The following is a 16,797-nucleotide window of genomic DNA, read 5'->3' as shown; positions in this document are numbered from 1 at the left end:
GCCGGGCCCCACCACAACAAGGCATTGCAAACGTATTCAACCCTTTGTCGCCAAGGGCTTGCCGTTCATCCCCTGCCCTTGGCCAATTGTTGGGCGCGGCGCAGGAAGTCCCCATGCCTTGGCAGGCGATCGCAGGTTCCCCGGATGACGTTGCGCAGCTTGTCGAGGAAATCCTTGAGTTGGGGGCCACCCAGGGCGTCGGCCAAGGGGTCGCGGTCCACCGGCATCAGGTTCTGGCCCAGCAGCACTTGATACCAGGCCACCTCGCTGAACAGCTCGTCCTGCTCCCGGAACACCCGGCCTGAGGCGGCAAAGAGCGCCAGGCGCCGCTTCAAGGTGTCAGGCACCGCCATCTCCCGCCTGTCTCGCCAGAAAGGTTCTACGCGCTGGTTGAGGTGGTAGTGGAGGATGATGAAATCGCGGATGTATTCGAAATCCAGCATGGATTGGCGGTTGAATTCGGCCACTTCGGCGTCATGGATGGCTGCGCGTGGGAAGTGCTTGATAAGGCGGATGATGCCGCTTTGCACCATGTGCAGGCTGGTGGACTCCAAGGGTTCGAGAAAGCCGCTTGAAAGGCCCAGGCTGACGCAGTTCTTGACCCACTGCTGCCGGCGCCGGCCTATCTGGAAACGGATAAGGCGGGGTTCTGCCAGGGGCTCACCGTCGAGCCCCGCCAGCAGTATGGCAGCCGCCTCGTCGTCGCCCAGGTACTGGCTGCAATAGACAAGGCCGTTGCCGGTGCGGTGCTGCAGCGGGATCTGCCACTGCCAGCCCGCCTTGTGGGCGATGCTGCGGGTGTAGGGCCTGGGGTCGCCGTCGTTGCGGCTGGGCACCGCCAGGGCTCGGTCACAGGGCAGCCAGTGGCTCCAAGCCTCGAAGCCCGCCTTCAGCGCTCCTTCGATCAAGAGCGCCCTGAAGCCGCTGCAATCGATAAAGAGATCCGCCTCGACACGCTTACCGTCCTCCAGCACCAGGGCGGCAATGCTGCCATCTGCCTCAAGGGGAACGGCCTTGACCTTACCTTCGATGCGCTTGACGCCCTTGCCTTCACTGAAGCGGCGCAGCATCTGGGCATAGAGGCCAGCGTCGAAATGGTAGGCGTGGACCAGGCCCTTGAGGGAGGAGTCGGGGATCCGCTCCAAGGGGATGAAGCGGCCGGCCTTGGCGGCCTGGTAGTTGAGGGAATAGTCCCAGAAATCGCTCTGGTCCCCCTCGCTCCTGGCCTTGAGCCAGAACTGGTGGAAGGGAGTCAGGCCCAGGGCCTGGCCTATGTCACCGAAGGCATGCATATAGCTGTCTTCGGGCTTGCCCCAGCCTTCGAACTGGATGCCGAGCTTGATGGAGCCCAGGGTCTGGGTGAGAAAGTCAGCCTCGTCCAGGCCCAGCAAGCCGTTGAAGAGCTGTATGGGCGGTATTGTGGCCTCTCCTACCCCGACGGTACCGATATCCTCGGATTCGACCAGGCAGATCTCAAGCAGTGGCCCCATCACCTTGGCCAACATGGCCGCGGCCATCCAGCCCGAGCTGCCGCCCCCCAATATGGCCACCTTGCGCACCCTGTTTTCTTGCATAGCGCTTCCCCTAAAAAAATGCCCCTGGAACCTAAGGTTACAGGGGCAAATAGGTCAGTACAGAGAGATTAGAACTTGTAGTTCAGGCCCAACAGGAAGTTGCGGCCGTAAACCTGGTAGTCACGCACCAGGCGCTTGTCTTCAGCATCGGTGGTAACGAAAGGTTCGTTGCTCAGGTTCTGGCCCTGCAGGCTGACGGTCAGGCCCTTGAGGGCTTCGATGCCGGACTCGGAGAAGTCATAGCTGACCTGGGCATCCCACACGGCGGACCCTTTCACGTTCACAGGAGTGTGGGTGAAGGAGATGCCGTAGACCTCACCCAGGAAGTCGCTGCGCTTACGCATGCTGGTCCTGAACTGGAAGCCATTCTTCTCATAGAAGACAGTGGCGTTGTAGATGCGGCGGGACAGACCGGGCACCTGGATGTTGGTGGTGCCGTAGGTCACACTGTCGTCCGCGTTGATGGCGGTCGGGTGCGTGAAGGATACGGAGCTGGTGTTGTAGGTGGCACTCAGGATGGCACCGAAGCCTTCCAGGGCATCACTCAAGAGCTCACCCGGCAGTGACACGCTGAACTCGGCACCCTTGATGTAACCGCCGTTGGTGTTTTCCCAAACGGAGACCACACCCTTGTCCTGATAGACGGGATCGGTAGTCAGCGGCGGTACGCCGGAGAAGTCCGCAATGGTGGGCTCCTCGAATTGCCAGTTTTTCAGATCCTTGTAGAACAAGGCGGCGCTGAAGTAGCCCTGGGAGCTGAAGTAGTTCTCGTAGGTGAGATCATACTGGTTGGCGATAAAGGGCTTGAGCTCGGGGTTGCCGCCGTGGCCACTCCAGGGAGAAGCACCAACGGTAGCGCCGGGGACGTTCAGGGAAGAGTTGAAGCTGTAACCGTAGCTGGCGTTCATGCGATCCATGCGGGAACGGGTCAGGGTGCGGGCGGCACCGAGGCGCACGAACTGCTGGTCGGCCACTTCGAAGCTCAGGTTCAGGCTGGGCAGCCAGTTGTTGTAGCTGATGCCGCGGTCGGCTTTGACGATCTCGGTAGCGCCGTTCTGTACGGTGACCTGGTTACCCAGGGAGCCTTGCTTGGTGTGAACGTACTGGACGCCGACGTTGCCGCGAACACCCATGCCCCACAGCATGCTGTCGATATTGGCCATCACGAAGCCGGTGGTGACCTTCTCGCTCACTTCCCAGGAGTTGATGGCACGGTCCGGCTCGGTCGCCCCCTGATCGTGCTCGGAGTAGTAGCCGTCGTTGTACATGGCCAGGGAGTCATAGCTCAGCATATGACCCATGCCGATGAAACCCAGGTCGGTGGGTGACAGCAGATACTGCTGGGGCACCGGCAACAGGTTGGGATAGGCGTTGAGGGTCAGGTAGGTACCCTTGTCGTTGCGGGTCTTGGTGCGGTCGCTGTAGTTGACACCAAACTTGACGCTGGAGATGTAGTCGTTGTCGAAGAAACGCTGGGCATCCAGCTTCAGGGCCTTCAGCTCGTCGTCGATTTTCGGCCTGTTGATGAAACCGTCCTGGCCGTCGTTGGGTACGGCGATACCATTACCCCAGCTCAGGGGGCCACCCATCATGATGAGGTTAGGATCGCTATAGTCCAGGTTGTGGGTGAACATGGCGCCTTCGGAGCCACCGTTGAGGCTGTAGCTGATGTCGTCGGAAGCGCCGACGCCGGTACCACGGCCGGTGCCTGAGTAGGACTCGAGGCTGAAGATGTCACGCTTGACCTTGGAGTAGCTGGCATCGCCACCGACCACCCAGTTGTCGCCGATGTTGTATTCCAGGTTCAGGCCGAAGGCATCCAGATCCGCCTTGCGGAATTCACGGTCGTTACGGACCACGACCTGCTGGCCGACAGTGGTACCTTCGGTGACCAGGCCGTTATCGACGGTGTCGGCGGTGACGGTGCCCTGGCCCCAGGCGAAGGGGATCTCGATACCGCGCAGGATCTTGTCATCCTTGAAGTGGATGTGCAGGGCATCCAGGGTGACATGCAGTTGGTCGTTGGGGGCCAACTCCAGCACCCCCATGACGGTGTCGCGCTTCAGCTGGCTGGAGCGGACGAAAGGTTTGGCACCGCCCAGGATATAGTCGCCGTTGGCATCGGTGGGGAAGCCCCAGGTCTGCCAGCGTTTTTCGTTGTTGGGGGAGTCCATGTGGGACACGGCCAGGGCCAGGCCCACTTTGTCGTCGGCGAACTGGTCGATATAGGAGACGGTGGAGCGCCAGCCCTTGTCTTTACCGTCCGGGTTGAGCTGGCCGATCTGGTTCTTCTCACCGGTCAGGCTGGCGGTGAAGCTGCGCTTGCCTTGCTTGAGGGGGCGCACAGTCTGCAGGTCGATGGTGCCGGCGATACCTTGACTGGTGAGGCTGGCGTCGGGGGTTTTGTAGACCACGACGGCGTTCATGATCTCGGACGGATAAAGGTCCATCTCGACACCGCGGCCATCACCGATGGAGACCTGCTCGCGGCCGTTGAAGGTGGTGGTGGAGAAGTCTTCACCCAGGCCACGGATGGATATGGAGCTGGCGCGGCCGTCGAGGCGCTGGGCCGCGACGCCAGGCAGGCGGGCGATGGATTCGGCGATACTGGAATCGGGCAGCTTGCCGATGTCTTCGGCAGAGATGGCCTCAACGATGGAGGTGTTGGTCTGCTTGATGGCCTGGGAGCGCTGCAGACTGGCCTTGAAGCCGGTGACTTCGATTACTTCGACATCTTTGTCTTTCTTCTTGTCCTTGGCCTTGGTGTCGGCTTTCGCTACAGCTTGTTGATCCGCATCAGCAGCCCAAGACTTCACAGGCAGGGCGGTTACGGTCATACCCGCTGTCGCCAGAGCCAGTGCCAGTAAATTCGGCTTGAATGTCGCCATCGTTTCCCCCTGCCCTATCGGGCTTATTGTCTGTGTCGTTGAGCGGCCGTTCTTATCAACATTACCTTGACGTCAACGGGCGGCCGCTGCCCGAAATGAATGCTACGCAATAGGCAGATCGCAGGACAACGCATTGCATACGTATTCAAAGGGCTTTGGTAATAATCCTTTAACCGGATCGCCTTCGGACAGGCTGCCGAATAGAGGGCTTGGCAGCGAAGTGACCACCCGACAAACGGATGATAGTTAAGGAAATGTAACTTTTGCGGATAGTAAAAAGGGCACTGCGGAGGGAATAAGTTGCCGCCAACGTCAACTTGGCGGCAACCAGGGTCTGACTTACTTCAGGCCAAGGACATCCTGCATGTCGTAGAGGCCAGGGGCGCGGCCTTGCAGCCAGTGGGCGGCGCGCAGGGCACCGATGGCGAAGGTGTCGCGGTTGTGGGCCTTGTGGGTCAGCTCGATGCGCTCGCCCTCGCCGGCGAAGAGCACCGTATGCTCGCCGATGATGTCGCCGGCTCGCACAGTCGCGAAACCTATGGTCTGGCGGTCGCGCTCGCCGGTGATGCCCTCGCGGCCGTAGACGGCGCATTCCTTGAGGTTACGGCCAAGGGCCTTGGCCGCCGCTTCCCCCAGGGCCAGGGCGGTGCCCGAAGGGGCATCCTTCTTGTGGCGGTGGTGGGCTTCCAGCACCTCGATGTCGACGCTGTCCCCCAGCACCTGGCTGGCAAGATGCACCAGACCCAGCAGCAGGTTGACCCCCACGCTCATGTTGGGGGCGAACACCACCGGCACCTGCCTGGCGGCTTCAACCAGGGCCGCCTTGTGGCGCTCTTCCAGGCCTGTGGTGCCCACCACCAGGGCCAGGCCCTTGGCGGCACAATCGGCGGCCACCAAGGCGGTATTGTCCGGCGAGGTGAAGTCGACCACCACCTGGGTGCCGGGGTTGAGCTGGTCGCTCAGGGCCACTCCCAGCGGCTCGACGCCGGCCTGGATACCGGCGTCCTGGCCCAGCAGGGCATGGCCGGGGCGGACCTGGGCCGACACCAGTTTGGCGGCGTCGTCTTCGGCGATGGCGCGGATCAGCGCCTTACCCATGCGGCCGTTGGCCCCCAATATGGCGATAGCTGTCATGATTTGTCCTCAAGCGGCTCGGAGGCCAACACTTTAACGGCTTTTCCTTCCCGGTCCAGTGCCGCTTGCAGTTCGCGGCTCACATGCTCGGGGGACAACGTGCGCCTGGCCAGCCAGGCGTACATCACGGGGGTGACCAGCAAGGTAAAGCCGGTGGCAACGACGATGCCGCAAAGCACCACTATGCCGATGACGTAGCGGGTCTCGGCGCCGGCGCCGGAGGCCAGCACCAGGGGTACTGAGCCGGCGGCCGTGGTGATCCCCGTCATCAGTATGGGCCTCAGGCGCTGAACGGAGGCGTTGACCAGGGCCTGGGTGAATTCCTGGCCCTCGTCCCGGAGCTGGTTGGCGAACTCGACGATGAGGATGCCGTTCTTGGCCGCCAGGCCAATGAGCATGATGATGCCGATTTGGCTGTAGATGTTGATGGTCTGGCCGGTGAAGTAGAGCCCCAGCAAGGCGCCGAGCATGGCCAGCGGCACCGCCAGCATGATCACCAGGGGGTGCACCCAGCTCTCGAACTGGGCCGCCAGCACCAGGAACACCACCCCCAATGCCAGGGCGAAGATGAAGTAGACGGAGCTGCCGGAGTTCTTGTAGTCCAGGGACGGGCCCTTGTAACTGATGGAGGCCTCGGCCGGCAGCAGCCGGGCGGCGAGGTCGTCCATGTATTTGAGGGCATCCCCCAGGCTGTAGCCGTCCGCCAGGTTGGCCTCTATGGTGATGGCCCTCATCCGGTTGTAGCGGTTGAGGCTGGCGGCGTCCGCCACCTCCTTGACGTTGACCACCGAACTCAGGGGCACCAGCTGGCCGTTCTTGTCGGAGCGCACATAGATGCCGCCTATGGCCTGGGGCGAGCGCTGCTCGTCCCGCTCCCCTTCGAGGATGACGTCATACTCCTCGCCGTTCTTCACATAGGTGGTGACCACCTTGGAGCCCAGCATGGTTTCCAACGTCTTGCCGATGGTGTTCATGCTGATGCCAAGGTCGGCGGCGCGCGCCTGGTCCACCGTCACCTTGAGCTGGGGTTTGGTTTCCTTGTAGTCGTCGTCGATGCCGCGCAGGCCCGGGTTCTTGGCCGCCTCCTTCTCTATGATGTCCCGCCATTCCCGCAGGCTGTCGTAGTCGGGGCCGCCGATGACGAACTGCACCGGCTTGGCGGTGCCGCGGCCGAAGGCGCTGCGCATCACGGTGAAGGCCCGCACCCCGGCCAGATCGCTAAGGCGCGCGCGCACATCGTCCATGACCTCGCTGATAGGCCGGCGCTGTGACCAGTCCTTCAGGGAGATGATCACCATGCCGCTGTTGTAGGCCCGCACCCCGCCCCAGCCGCGGGGGGCCAGGGTGATCATCTTGCCGAACTCGCCGTCCGGGCCCGTCATGGGCAGCAGCCGCTTCTCTATCTCGTTCATGTACTTTTCCATGTACGAGTAGGAGGCGCCCTCGGGGCCGCCCACCATCACATAGAAGGAGCCGCGGTCCTCGGGGGGCGTGAATTCGCCGGGCACCTTTTCCACCAGGTAGGAAATGGCAGCGACGCTGGCCAGCACCAGGGCCAGCACCCAGAGCGGGTGGCGGATAAGCCGGGTCAGCAGCACCTGGTAGCCGGCAGCGATGCGCCCCAGCAGCCGCTCCATGAAGCCCGCCAGGCCGGAATGGCCGTCATGGGCCCTCAGCAGCTTGGAGCACATCATGGGCGACAGGGTCAGGGCCACCACGGCCGAGAAGGCTACGGCCGCGGCCATGGCCACAGAGAACTCGGTAAAGAGCTTGCCCAAGTCCCCTTCCAGGAAGGTGATGGGCAGGAACACCGAGATCAGCACCATGGTGGTGGCGATAACGGCAAAGGCCACCTGGCGCGCCCCCAGGAAGGCCGCCACCAACGGCGACTCCCCTTCCTCTATACGCCTGTGGATGTTCTCCAGCATGACGATGGCGTCGTCCACCACCATGCCGATGGCGAGGATCATGGCCAGCAAGGTCAGCAGGTTGATGGTATAGCCGAGGGCGTAGAGGACGATGATGGCCCCCATCAGGGACACCGGCAGGGCCACCGCCGGTATCACCATGGCCCGCACCGACCCCAGGAAGAGGTAGATGACGATGACCACCAGCAACATGGCGATGAAGAGGGTGCTGTAGACCTCGTCCACCGATTTTTCGATGAATATGGAGGAGTCGTAGCCGGCCCCCAGGGTCATGCCGGCCGGCAGGCTGTGGTTGAGCTGCTTGACCAGTTCATGGGCGGCCCGCGCCACCTCCAGGGTGTTGGCCGTGGAGGTCTTGGCGATGCCGAGGCCCACCATGTTCTGGCCGTTGCCGCGGAACATCTTGCGGGTCTCGTCGGTGCTCTCCTCCACCCGCGCCACGTCCGACAGCTTGACCAGGTAGCCGTCCTTGCCGCGGCCCACCACCAGGTTGGCGAAGTCTTCCTGCTTCTCGTACTGGCGCTGCAGGCGCACCGTGAACTGGCGGTCAAGGGCCTCGAGGTCCCCGGCCGGCAGCTCCACGTTCTGGGAACGCAGGGCGTTTTCCACGTCGGTGACGGTGAGGTTGCGGGCCGCCAGGGCCTGGCGGTCCAGCCAGATGCGCATGGCCGTGCGCTGCTCGCCGCCGATGCGCACCCGGGCCACGCCGTTCAGCACCGAGAACTTGTCCACCAGGTAGCGGTCGGCGTAGTCGGAGAGCTCGCGCACCGTCATGCGGTCGGACTGGAGGATGAGCCACATCACCGTCTCGTCGTCGGAGCCGGCCTTGGACACCTCCGGTGGATCCGCCTCTTCCGGCAGGTTGTTGAGGGCCCCGGAGATCTTGTCGCGCACGTCGTTGGTGGCCGCGTCTATGTTGCGGGCTATGTCGAATTCGATGGTGATGGAAGAGCTGCCGTCCTGGCTGCTGGAGTTGATGTTGCGAATGCCTTCGATGCCGGACACCCTGTCTTCCAAAATCTGGGTGATACGGGACTCCACCACCGCCGCCGAGGCGCCCCGGTAGGTGGTGTGGATGTTGACCAGGGGCGGATCTATGCTGGGATATTCGCGCAGCGGCAGCTTGCCGAAGGCCACCAGGCCGAAGATGACGATCAGCAGCGACAACACCGACGCCACCACCGGGCGCCGGACCGAGAGATCGGTCAGGATCATGCCTTGGCCCCCGGGTAGTCTTCCTGCTTCTCCTCGACGGTGGCGCCGTCACGGACTTTCAACAGGCCGCGGATCACCACATGCTCACCTTCCTTGAGGCCGGCCACCACTTCCACCAGGCCGGGCAGGCGCAGCCCCGTCTGCACGGCGCGCTGGCTGACCTTGTGGTCCTTGTCCACCACGAACACGAAATGCTGATCTTTGAGCTGGAACAAGGCCGCCGCCGGCACCGCCAGGGCGCGGCGCGCCTCCTTGACCAGCCGCACCCGCAGCAGCATGCCGGGGCGCAGGGAGCCGTCCTGGTTGTCAAGCTCCGCCCGCACTGTGGCGCTGCGGGACACGGGGTCGATACGGGTGTCGATGCTGGCCACCTTGCCCTGGAAACGCCGGTCCGGCACCGCTTCGGAGCTGGCGTGGATGTCCTTGCCGGGGCTCAGGATCGGCAGGAAGCGCTCCGGCACCGTGAAGTCCAGCTTGATGGGGCTGACGTCGTCCAGGGTGGTGATGGCGGTGCCGGGGCTGACCAGGGCGCCGGTGCTGACCTGGCGAAAGCCGAGGCGGCCGTCGAAGGGGGCGCGGATGAAGCGGTCATTGAGCTGGGCCTGGCTCTTGGCCACGTTGGCCTTGGCCAAGTCCACGGCGCTCTGCAGCCGGTCCAGCTCGGAGGCGGCTATGGTCTTCTTCTTCACCAGGTCGGTGATGCGGCGGTATTCCCGCTGCTGCTCCTTGAGATCCACCTCGGCGGCGTCCAGGGCCGCCTGCTCTTCCTGGTGCTGCAAGGTCACCAGTAGATCGCCGGCCTTGACCTGCTGGTTGTCGTGGAAGAGCACCTCTTCAATCTTGTCGCTGACGCTGGCCGTGATGGTCACCGACTCGAAGGCCTGGGTGGTGCCCAGGGCCTCTATCTCGTCGGACAGCAGCTGCATGGCCACGGGGCGGGTCACCACCCTGACCAGGGCCGCTTTGCCGTGGGTCGGCGCCGCCTGCTGCTTGTGTTGCCACCAGAAGGCGGCGGCGATCAGCGCCAGCACCACCACTAAGGCCAGTTTCTTCATTTTCTTGCTTTCCTGAACTCGCTATTGGAGCAATAGTCGCATTATTCGCTGACAAGCTTGGCCGCGGATCGGATATGCCGATCCCCGGCCGCGATAAAGGGAGGTTTGGCGACTTCAACATCCAGACGTCCAGACGTTGACAGCTCCAGAGTGCTGGCGTAAATTTGCGCGCCTTTAACCGGCACCTGCCTCCGAGGAGAAGACTGTGTCCCACAAGCAAGGTTCCCCCCTGCCCCTGCTGCCGCTGCTGGCCTTCCTGGCGCTGTTCCTGGGCGTGGGCTCCTACCTGAGCCTGACCGGCGTCGACTACGCCTTTTACCAGCTGCCGGCCCCGGTGGCGGTGCTGCCGGCCCTGATCCTGGCCGTGCTGATCTCAAAGGACAGCCTCAACAGCACCATGGAGCAGTTCCTCAGGGGCTGCGGCCATTCCAACATCATGGCCATGTGCCTCATCTATCTGCTGGCCGGGGCCTTCGGGGCCGTGGCCAAGGCCACAGGCGGCGTCGACGCCACGGTGCAGCTGGGCCTGTCCCTGGTGCCGAGCGCCCTGCTGCTGCCCGGGCTCTTCGTCATCGCCGCCTTCATCGCCACCGCCATGGGCACCTCCATGGGCACCATAGCGGCCCTGGCCCCGGTGGCCCTGGGCCTGGCCCAGCAGGGGGACCTGCCCCTGGGGCTGACGGCAGGAGCGCTTCTTTCCGGCGCCATCTTCGGTGACAACCTCTCCATCATCTCCGACACCACCATCGCCGCCACCCGCACCCAGGGCTGCGACATGAAAGACAAGTTCCGCGCCAACTTCCGCCTGGCCCTGCCCGCCGCCCTGCTGACCTTGCTCTGGCTGGGCCTGGCCGGCACCAGCCAGGCCCCTGTCGAGGCCAAGGACTACCAGCTGCTGCCGATAATGCCCTACCTGGTGATACTGGTGCTGGCGGTGCTGGGCCTCAACGTCTTCGTGGTGCTGCTGCTGGGCATAGTGCTGGCCGGTCTGGTGGGCCTTTCCGGCGACTACGGCTGGAGCCAGTACGCCAAGGACATCTACGGCGGCTTCACCGGCATGCAGGAGATCTTCATGCTCTCCCTGTTGATGGGGGGCCTGGCCTACCTGATGGAAAAGCAGGGGGGCCTCGCCTGGCTGGCCGCCAAGCTGGACCGTAGCGGCAGCCGCCAGAGCGGCGAGCTGGCCATCGCCGGCCTGGTGTTTTCCACCAACTTCTGCACCGCCAACAACACCGTCTCCATCATCGTCAACGGCCAGCTGGCCAAGGATCTGGCTCAGAAGAGCCAGATCAGCCCGGTGCGCTCGGCGAGCCTCTTGGACATCTTCGCCTGCGTCAACCAGGGGCTCATTCCCTGGGGCGCCCAGGCGCTGCTGCTGGGTTCCTCCTTTGGCCTGTCCCCTGTGGAGGTGGTCAGCCACTCCGGCTATGTGCTGCTGCTGGCGGCCATCACCCTTTCCACCGTGCTGGTGCCGGTGTCGCGGCGGGTGCTGGTGAGGCATTGAGGTTGCCTCACCGCGCTTCTCTTTATTGCCTTGGCCAAGGCCCCTCTTGCAGGGGCCTTTTTTGTGGCTGGGCTTTGGCGCCACGGGACTGATTTTGAATCGGTTGTGTGCTTTACGAACAGCCAGACCCTGTCTAATGTTGAGCCTAAGCGCCAAGGAAGGTCCGCTTTGCGCATTACAGGGAGGCAGCAACCTTGGGGCGGTAGCGTGTCTTGAAGGTGCCTGACGGCACCGGCTGTTTGTTTGCGGGGGGCGCCCCGCTGGCGCGGTACTTTTGCGGCAAAAGTACCCAAAACCCGGCCCCACGCTTCGCTTCTCCTTCGCCTCTGGTCGCTTACCGCTGACCGCTGCATACGCGGGTCCAACCACGTATTCCGCTCGCTCGGCGTCCTGCCTCGCGCCAGCTCAGGCTCCCGGCGGCTCAGCGCTGCGCTTAACGGGGCGAAAGCGCCATCACCATTGGCTTAAGCTTCTAGCCTAAGGTCCCGCAGATCCGCTCGTGCTTCTGCGCAACGCCAGGAAGAAGCAAAAGCCCAGTACAGCTAACCGAGCTGGCAGGTGGGACCCCGGAGCCCCTTTTAAGTGAAGCGCCTTGCCGCCGGGAGTGAAAGGCCAGCCGAGACAGGACGGCAGGGGGCCGCCCAGGTGCAGGCGAATACGTGCCGGGAGCGCGTATGAGCCGGTGGCCTCCGAGCGACCAGAGGTAAGGACATCGCGTAACGCCAGGGGCGGTGCCTTTGGATACTTTGTGCGAAAACAAAGTATCCCGCCCGCCGGGGCGGGACCCGGCAAGCAATAAGCCATGCCGCAGGCATATGATCCGCCCTTTTGGCTAAGCCAAAACTGCTTGCCACGGCTGGCCGTTGGACAGCGGCCAGCTCCCTTCAATTTTTTGGATGGGCGTACAGCATATCTCGCGGAGCCAAACATCCAGGAGCTTTTGTGACAACCGGCAGCTCTCGCTTTGTCCGGTGTGACCCGTTATAAGAGACTGATGTAGTGAGTATTATCACTCGTCCGAGGTGATGATAACGAGCCAGTGTCTTGCGTGATAAAGAGACGGCTCGCTTTCACGCAGCGACATAAGATGTCAGGATGACATTATCAAGGGGATCAGAGGGTTATCGGCATAGAATCAACTGATCTGATGAGTAAAAGCGAGCCGGGTCGCTAATAAAACTGTTAAGCGTCAAGAGAAAATTATGGATAATCTGGAAGTTCTACGAAGCCTGTGTCGTAAAGACAGCCTCTCTGTCGAAAGTGTCAAAGCAATCGTGAAAAAGAATACGAATATCGATATTGAGGTGATTGGTAAAACTATCGGTAGCAAGCAGGGCTTTGATTTTACTTTGCGTAATGAACGGTTTTTTGTAACTGAACGTAAAATAGCTTATTACAACAAGAAGTATGGAACAACATTAAAACTTCAGGAAAGAATGCTCAATGTATCAATACCGATATTTTTTTATATTGGTGAGGGAACTTTGGATAAAGAAATCCATACAATTAATAATTCAGAAAATCCGCTTGAAAGTTCAAACGAATGGCTATCTAAAAACTTTTCACCTGAAATCGCAGCAACATACTTAAACAAATACTTTTCTAAGAGTAGCTGTTTGGCCGAGTATAAAGACATAATATTTGAGGCTGTCGAGGCTTATTACCTTTCTATGCCGCATATTGCAATCATGTCACTACTTCCAGTTTTTGAGGCAGGCCTAAGAAATTTGCAGCACAAAATAAATGGTTCCGGCTTATCTAATGTTAGTTCGGAGAATTTTGAGAAAGGAATAAATAGCATATTGTTTAACTGGGGAGAGAAAGTCCTTTCAGAATATAATCATTATCCCGGAAAAGGCTATGATGGGCAGGTATTGTCGGATTTTTTAATACATGTGAATCCACAGTGTGACGTCATATCATCTTTTAAGTTGTTTTTTAGTAAGGTTTTATACAAGCCAAGTGACGAAGAAGGCAATGGCTTTAATAGGCACATGATAATTCATCTTTTAAGAAACGACTTCAATTCACCACCTAACTTCGTCAGGTTATTTCTAGCCATAACGCATATTACATTTATCGATGGATTGTATAGTGACGGGTTGTCTATATTCTGGCCAGGCCCGGATTCTGATGATCATGCACTAGGCAGGTACTTTCGTACTCTTGAATTAAAAGTTGGTATCCCACGCAAAAACCTTTTGGCTAATTTAGGATATGGGAGTGCTCATGTTGTCGCTTAACAAACGCGTCAAATGCGACGCTCGTACCTCGCGCGCTTTACGCGGGCGTTATACGTGAGACGAGATGAAAGATTATTTGCCATATCTGACTGTAGTTGGAAGCGTCATTGCGTTTCTGTTTGCGATATTCAAATACCTGCGCGACCAAAGACTTTCAGAACAAAACAAACGTTTCGAGCAATTCCATAAAGTATTTGAATGGGTGGCAGGCCGCACCGCAGATGGGAAACCTCTCGTTGATACTCAGCAAGCGATGGCTGTGTACCAACTATCAGAATTCCCGGAGTATGCTTATATGTCACTACCAATCATTCAATATTATTTAGACAAGACCAATGGTGAGCCTGATGATACCTTGTTCCGGGCCTCTCTATTAACAGCCAAGAAAAGACTGAAAGGCACCGTATAACAATGCAATTTCACTCGGACCTGGACCTCACCCGCTTTAACGGACTCGCTACGCTCGCCGTTGCGGGCAGCATCATGTGTCTAATTTGACTCAAGGGATGCCAATTTGAGAGAAGAACTTAGAAACAAGATCATTGAAGTTTGTGATCAGAAAATCGATAAAAAGGGATTGGATGTGGGGCTATCCTTTTATGCCTTCTTTAAGAACAAGAACGATCAACCTGAAGTGCTTATGGAAGCCGCCCGCTGGTGGATTGAAACTCATGAACTAGACCACTTTGAAAAAGCCAGCAAAATTAAAGATATGCTTCAATCCGGTGTTTAGCTTTCCCAACCATGCACCTAACAAGTGACTGTGGCATTTCGTCAATAGCTCAGGCTTTTTTCGACCACTTCTCGCCGTTCTTGACCATGGTGTTGAAGATGACGATAAGTTTGCGCATGCAAGCAGTGAGGTTCAAGGAGGGTTCAATTAAAAAAGTGACCCGCCTGCCGGGGCGGGACCCGGCGAAAAATAGAAATTTTATCAGCGCATTCATGGGAGAGATCCCATTGAAAGTAAGGCGTTATCGGGAAAATAGGGCGAAAAACAAGGATAGGAGCAAGCAGATGAAGATCGGGATCATAGGCGCAGGGAATATCGGTTCTACTTTGGCACGGAAACTCGTCAAGGCGGGACATATGGTGCGGATTGCCAACTCCAGGGGGCCTGAGACTTTGGTGGAGCTGGCCCAGGAGACGGGGGCCAGGGCGGTGTCGGCGCGGGAGGCGGTGCAGGGGGTGGATGTGGTCATCCTCTCCATCCCCTTTGCCAAGTTGCCGGAGCTGAAAGAGCTTATCGCCGGCTTGCCGGATGAGGTGGTGGTGGCCGATACCTCGAACTACTTTCCGATCCGCGACGGGCAGATCCCCGCCATCGACGGCGGCCAGGTCGAGAGCCTCTGGGTGGCCGAGCAACTCGGGCATACCGTGATCAAGGCCTGGAACAACGTCCTCGCCTCAGTCCTGGCCGGCAAGGGGCAAGCCGAAGGGGCCGAGGGGCGGCTCGCGCTCTCGGTGGCGGGGGACGACCAAGCGGCCAAGCACATTGTCATGTCCCTGGTCGAGGACACCGGTTTCGACGCCATCGACGGCGGCCCTCTCGCCGAGTCCTGGCGCCAGCAACCCATCACCAGGGCCTACTGCTCAGAACTCCAAGCCGACCAGCTGCACACAGCACTGGCGGTAGCCAACCGCGCCCGCGCCCCCCAGCTGCGCGAGGAGATGGTCAAGGAATTCGTGGCGCTGGGCGACAAGATCACGACCGAAGATATAGTCCGCCTCCACCTGGCCGCCAGCGCCAAGGGATAAGGCAGGCAATGATTTTGGAGCAGCCCCATCTCTTATACCGTCATAAGGTGAAACCAGAAGCCTTGCTGGAACGAAGCGGCTTTCGTGCCCGTTAAGTGCAGCGCTGAGCCGCCGGGGTGAGCGCGTTAAGAAATCAGTCCAATGGACTGATTTTAGCTGGCGAACGAGAGCAGCTTGCCCGCGAACTGACGCGGAGGTGCAGCTGAGAAAGGGATGGCAGGGGGCCGCCTAGGCGCAGGCGAGTACGTGCCGGGAGCGCGTATGAGCCGGTGGCCTCCGAGCGACCAGAGGTAAGGACATCGCGTAACGTCAGGGGCGGTGCCTTTGGATACTTTGTGCGAAAACAAAGTATCCCGCCCGCCGGGGCGGGACCCGGCAAGCGGGAATTCAGATAATAAGTGACCCGCGTGCCGGGGCAACAAATCGGTCCGGAGCCGATGGCCCGTTAAGGAGAGGACCTGGACGGTCCGAGTATTCCCGGCACACAAAGCCACTTGGAAGTGTTAAGGCGCGCTGCTATAAGGCTGTTTGACATGGCCCTGCCAAGCAGGCCGCTTCTCAGGATGGCTTGACGGGCAAGGCTACTTTGGCTCCGCCACCAGGCAACGAAAAACAACGAAACATAGGATGTGATGGATGCCCAAGCGCAGACCCTTTCTGGCCATGGCGATGGCCCTGGTCGCCCTTCTTTCTGGATGTGCGGGGACACAGAGCAGAACCCAGAGCAGTGTCGTGGATTACCTCTACCCCAAGGGAAACATGACTGTCGAGCAAACCACCTCGATACCGACACTGACCATCCCCCTCAAGGTCGGCATCGCCTTTGTGCCCGATCAAACCCTGGGAGGCCGCCTATGGAGCGGAGCACTGACCGAAGCCGAGAAATCCAACCTGCTTGAGAAGGTGGCCGCCAACTTCCGAAAGTATGACTTTGTCAGCGACATCCAGGTGATCCCTTCCGCCTACCTGACCGAAGGCGGCAGCTTTGCCAACCTCGATCAGATAAGGACCATGTACGGGATAGACGTTATCGCCCTGGTGTCCCATGACCAGGTCCAGTTCACGGATGAGGGCCTCTTGTCCTTGACCTATTGGACACTGGTCGGGGCCTACGTGGTTTCCGGCGAGAAGAATGACACCAGCACCATGCTGGATACGGCGGTCTACGACATTCCGAGCCGCAAGATGCTGTTCCGCGCTCCCGGCACCAGCAACATCAAGGGCAGCTCCACGCCGGTCAACCTGAGCGAAGAACTGCGTAACGACAGGGTCAAAGGCTTCAATGACGCCGCCGTCATGATGACGGCCAACCTCGACCAGCAGCTGGCGCAGTTCAAGGCGCGGATCAAGGCCGATCCCGGCAAGGTCAAGGTCGTCAAACGCGCAGGCTATGCCGGCGGCGCCTTTGGCGGCATGGGGGTTCTATTGATGTTGCTCTTCCTGGCGGCATCGCGCTCCCGCACCCGCTACGGGGCCTAAGCGGCGCCAGGCCTCTCAA

At 60.1% G+C, this 16,797-nt stretch carries 12 protein-coding genes; 6 read left to right on the top strand and 6 right to left on the bottom strand.

Translation table 11 applies throughout. From position 1 onward, the window contains the following. Positions 1–65 precede the first annotated feature (65 nt). The 5 genes from PVT67_RS04845 to PVT67_RS04825 form a co-directional block, all read right to left on the bottom strand. The gene (locus PVT67_RS04845) at positions 66–1,574 is read right to left on the bottom strand and encodes a tryptophan halogenase family protein (RefSeq protein ID WP_301498406.1); all 1,509 of its coding nucleotides are present in this window, start codon (positions 1,572–1,574) and stop codon (positions 66–68) included. A gap of 68 nt (positions 1,575–1,642) precedes the next feature. Further along, positions 1,643–4,411, bottom strand: coding sequence for a TonB-dependent receptor (locus tag PVT67_RS04840; RefSeq protein WP_336407806.1), 2,769 nt, complete (start codon positions 4,409–4,411; stop codon positions 1,643–1,645). A 390-nt stretch (positions 4,412–4,801) separates the two neighbouring features. Continuing rightward, positions 4,802–5,596 carry a 4-hydroxy-tetrahydrodipicolinate reductase gene (gene dapB, locus PVT67_RS04835; RefSeq protein WP_301498402.1) on the bottom strand — a complete coding sequence of 265 codons (795 nt, stop codon included), beginning with the start codon at positions 5,594–5,596 and terminating at the stop codon, positions 4,802–4,804. Continuing rightward, positions 5,593–8,739, bottom strand: coding sequence for an efflux RND transporter permease subunit (locus tag PVT67_RS04830; RefSeq protein ID WP_301498400.1), 3,147 nt, complete (start codon positions 8,737–8,739; stop codon positions 5,593–5,595). Before PVT67_RS04830 ends, dapB begins: the two co-directional genes overlap by 4 nt. Continuing rightward, positions 8,736–9,794, bottom strand: coding sequence for an efflux RND transporter periplasmic adaptor subunit (locus PVT67_RS04825; RefSeq protein WP_301498398.1), 1,059 nt, complete (start codon positions 9,792–9,794; stop codon positions 8,736–8,738). The genes PVT67_RS04830 and PVT67_RS04825 overlap by 4 nt, the downstream gene beginning before the upstream one ends. A 205-nt stretch (positions 9,795–9,999) precedes the next feature. On the opposite strand from PVT67_RS04825, the gene PVT67_RS04820 reads away from it, so the two are divergent. The 4 genes from PVT67_RS04820 (at position 10,000) to PVT67_RS04805 (ending at position 14,274) form a co-directional block, all read left to right on the top strand. After that, on the top strand, positions 10,000–11,298 hold the full coding sequence (locus tag PVT67_RS04820) for a Na+/H+ antiporter NhaC family protein (RefSeq protein ID WP_301498396.1): 1,299 nt from the start codon (positions 10,000–10,002) through the stop codon (positions 11,296–11,298). 1,202 nt (positions 11,299–12,500) lie between these two features. Next, on the top strand, positions 12,501–13,541 hold the full coding sequence (locus tag PVT67_RS04815) for a hypothetical protein (protein ID WP_301498394.1): 1,041 nt from the start codon (positions 12,501–12,503) through the stop codon (positions 13,539–13,541). A 64-nt stretch (positions 13,542–13,605) separates the two neighbouring features. After that, entirely contained in the window at positions 13,606–13,950 is a 345-nt protein-coding gene (locus PVT67_RS04810) for a hypothetical protein (RefSeq protein WP_301498392.1), read from the top strand. Between the two features lie 105 nt (positions 13,951–14,055). Continuing rightward, complete coding sequence (locus PVT67_RS04805; RefSeq protein ID WP_301498389.1) at positions 14,056–14,274, top strand: DUF6500 family protein; 219 nt, start codon at positions 14,056–14,058, stop codon at positions 14,272–14,274. 49 nt (positions 14,275–14,323) lie between these two features. Here the strand turns inward: PVT67_RS04805 and PVT67_RS04800 are convergent, their stop codons facing one another. Further along, complete coding sequence (locus PVT67_RS04800; RefSeq protein WP_301498387.1) at positions 14,324–14,488, bottom strand: hypothetical protein; 165 nt, start codon at positions 14,486–14,488, stop codon at positions 14,324–14,326. Positions 14,489–14,558: 70 nt separating this feature from the next. Here PVT67_RS04800 and PVT67_RS04795 point away from each other — a divergent pair, with 70 nt between their 5' ends. Together PVT67_RS04795 and rhlP are read left to right on the top strand one after the other, a co-directional pair. Further along, positions 14,559–15,299, top strand: coding sequence for an NADPH-dependent F420 reductase (locus PVT67_RS04795; protein WP_301498385.1), 741 nt, complete (start codon positions 14,559–14,561; stop codon positions 15,297–15,299). Between the two features lie 636 nt (positions 15,300–15,935). Then, a complete protein-coding gene (gene rhlP, locus PVT67_RS04790) occupies positions 15,936–16,778 on the top strand; it encodes a rhombotarget lipoprotein (protein ID WP_336407805.1) in 843 nt (280 codons plus the stop codon). The last annotated feature ends 19 nt before the right edge of the window (positions 16,779–16,797 follow it).

The organism is Gallaecimonas kandeliae (assembly GCF_030450055.1).
GTDB classification, from domain to species: Bacteria; Pseudomonadota; Gammaproteobacteria; order Enterobacterales; family Gallaecimonadaceae; genus Gallaecimonas; species Gallaecimonas kandeliae.
This window is presented reverse-complemented; position numbering and strand designations above follow the sequence as displayed.

Bases quoted from the DNA above. Each gene is read 5' to 3' on its own strand.
- PVT67_RS04830 (WP_301498400.1), bottom strand. From the start codon at position 8,739: ATGATCCTGACCGATCTCTCGGTCCGGCGCCCGGTGGTGGCGTCGGTG.
- PVT67_RS04825 (WP_301498398.1), bottom strand. From the start codon at position 9,794: ATGAAGAAACTGGCCTTAGTGGTGGTGCTGGCGCTGATCGCCGCCGCC.
- rhlP (WP_336407805.1), top strand. From the start codon at position 15,936: ATGCCCAAGCGCAGACCCTTTCTGGCCATGGCGATGGCCCTGGTCGCC.
- PVT67_RS04810 (WP_301498392.1), top strand. From the start codon at position 13,606: ATGAAAGATTATTTGCCATATCTGACTGTAGTTGGAAGCGTCATTGCG.
- PVT67_RS04840 (WP_336407806.1), bottom strand. From the start codon at position 4,411: ATGACCGTAACCGCCCTGCCTGTGAAGTCTTGGGCTGCTGATGCGGAT.
- PVT67_RS04815 (WP_301498394.1), top strand. From the start codon at position 12,501: ATGGATAATCTGGAAGTTCTACGAAGCCTGTGTCGTAAAGACAGCCTC.
- dapB (WP_301498402.1), bottom strand. From the start codon at position 5,596: ATGACAGCTATCGCCATATTGGGGGCCAACGGCCGCATGGGTAAGGCG.
- PVT67_RS04795 (WP_301498385.1), top strand. From the start codon at position 14,559: ATGAAGATCGGGATCATAGGCGCAGGGAATATCGGTTCTACTTTGGCA.
- PVT67_RS04800 (WP_301498387.1), bottom strand. From the start codon at position 14,488: ATGAATGCGCTGATAAAATTTCTATTTTTCGCCGGGTCCCGCCCCGGC.
- PVT67_RS04845 (WP_301498406.1), bottom strand. From the start codon at position 1,574: ATGCAAGAAAACAGGGTGCGCAAGGTGGCCATATTGGGGGGCGGCAGC.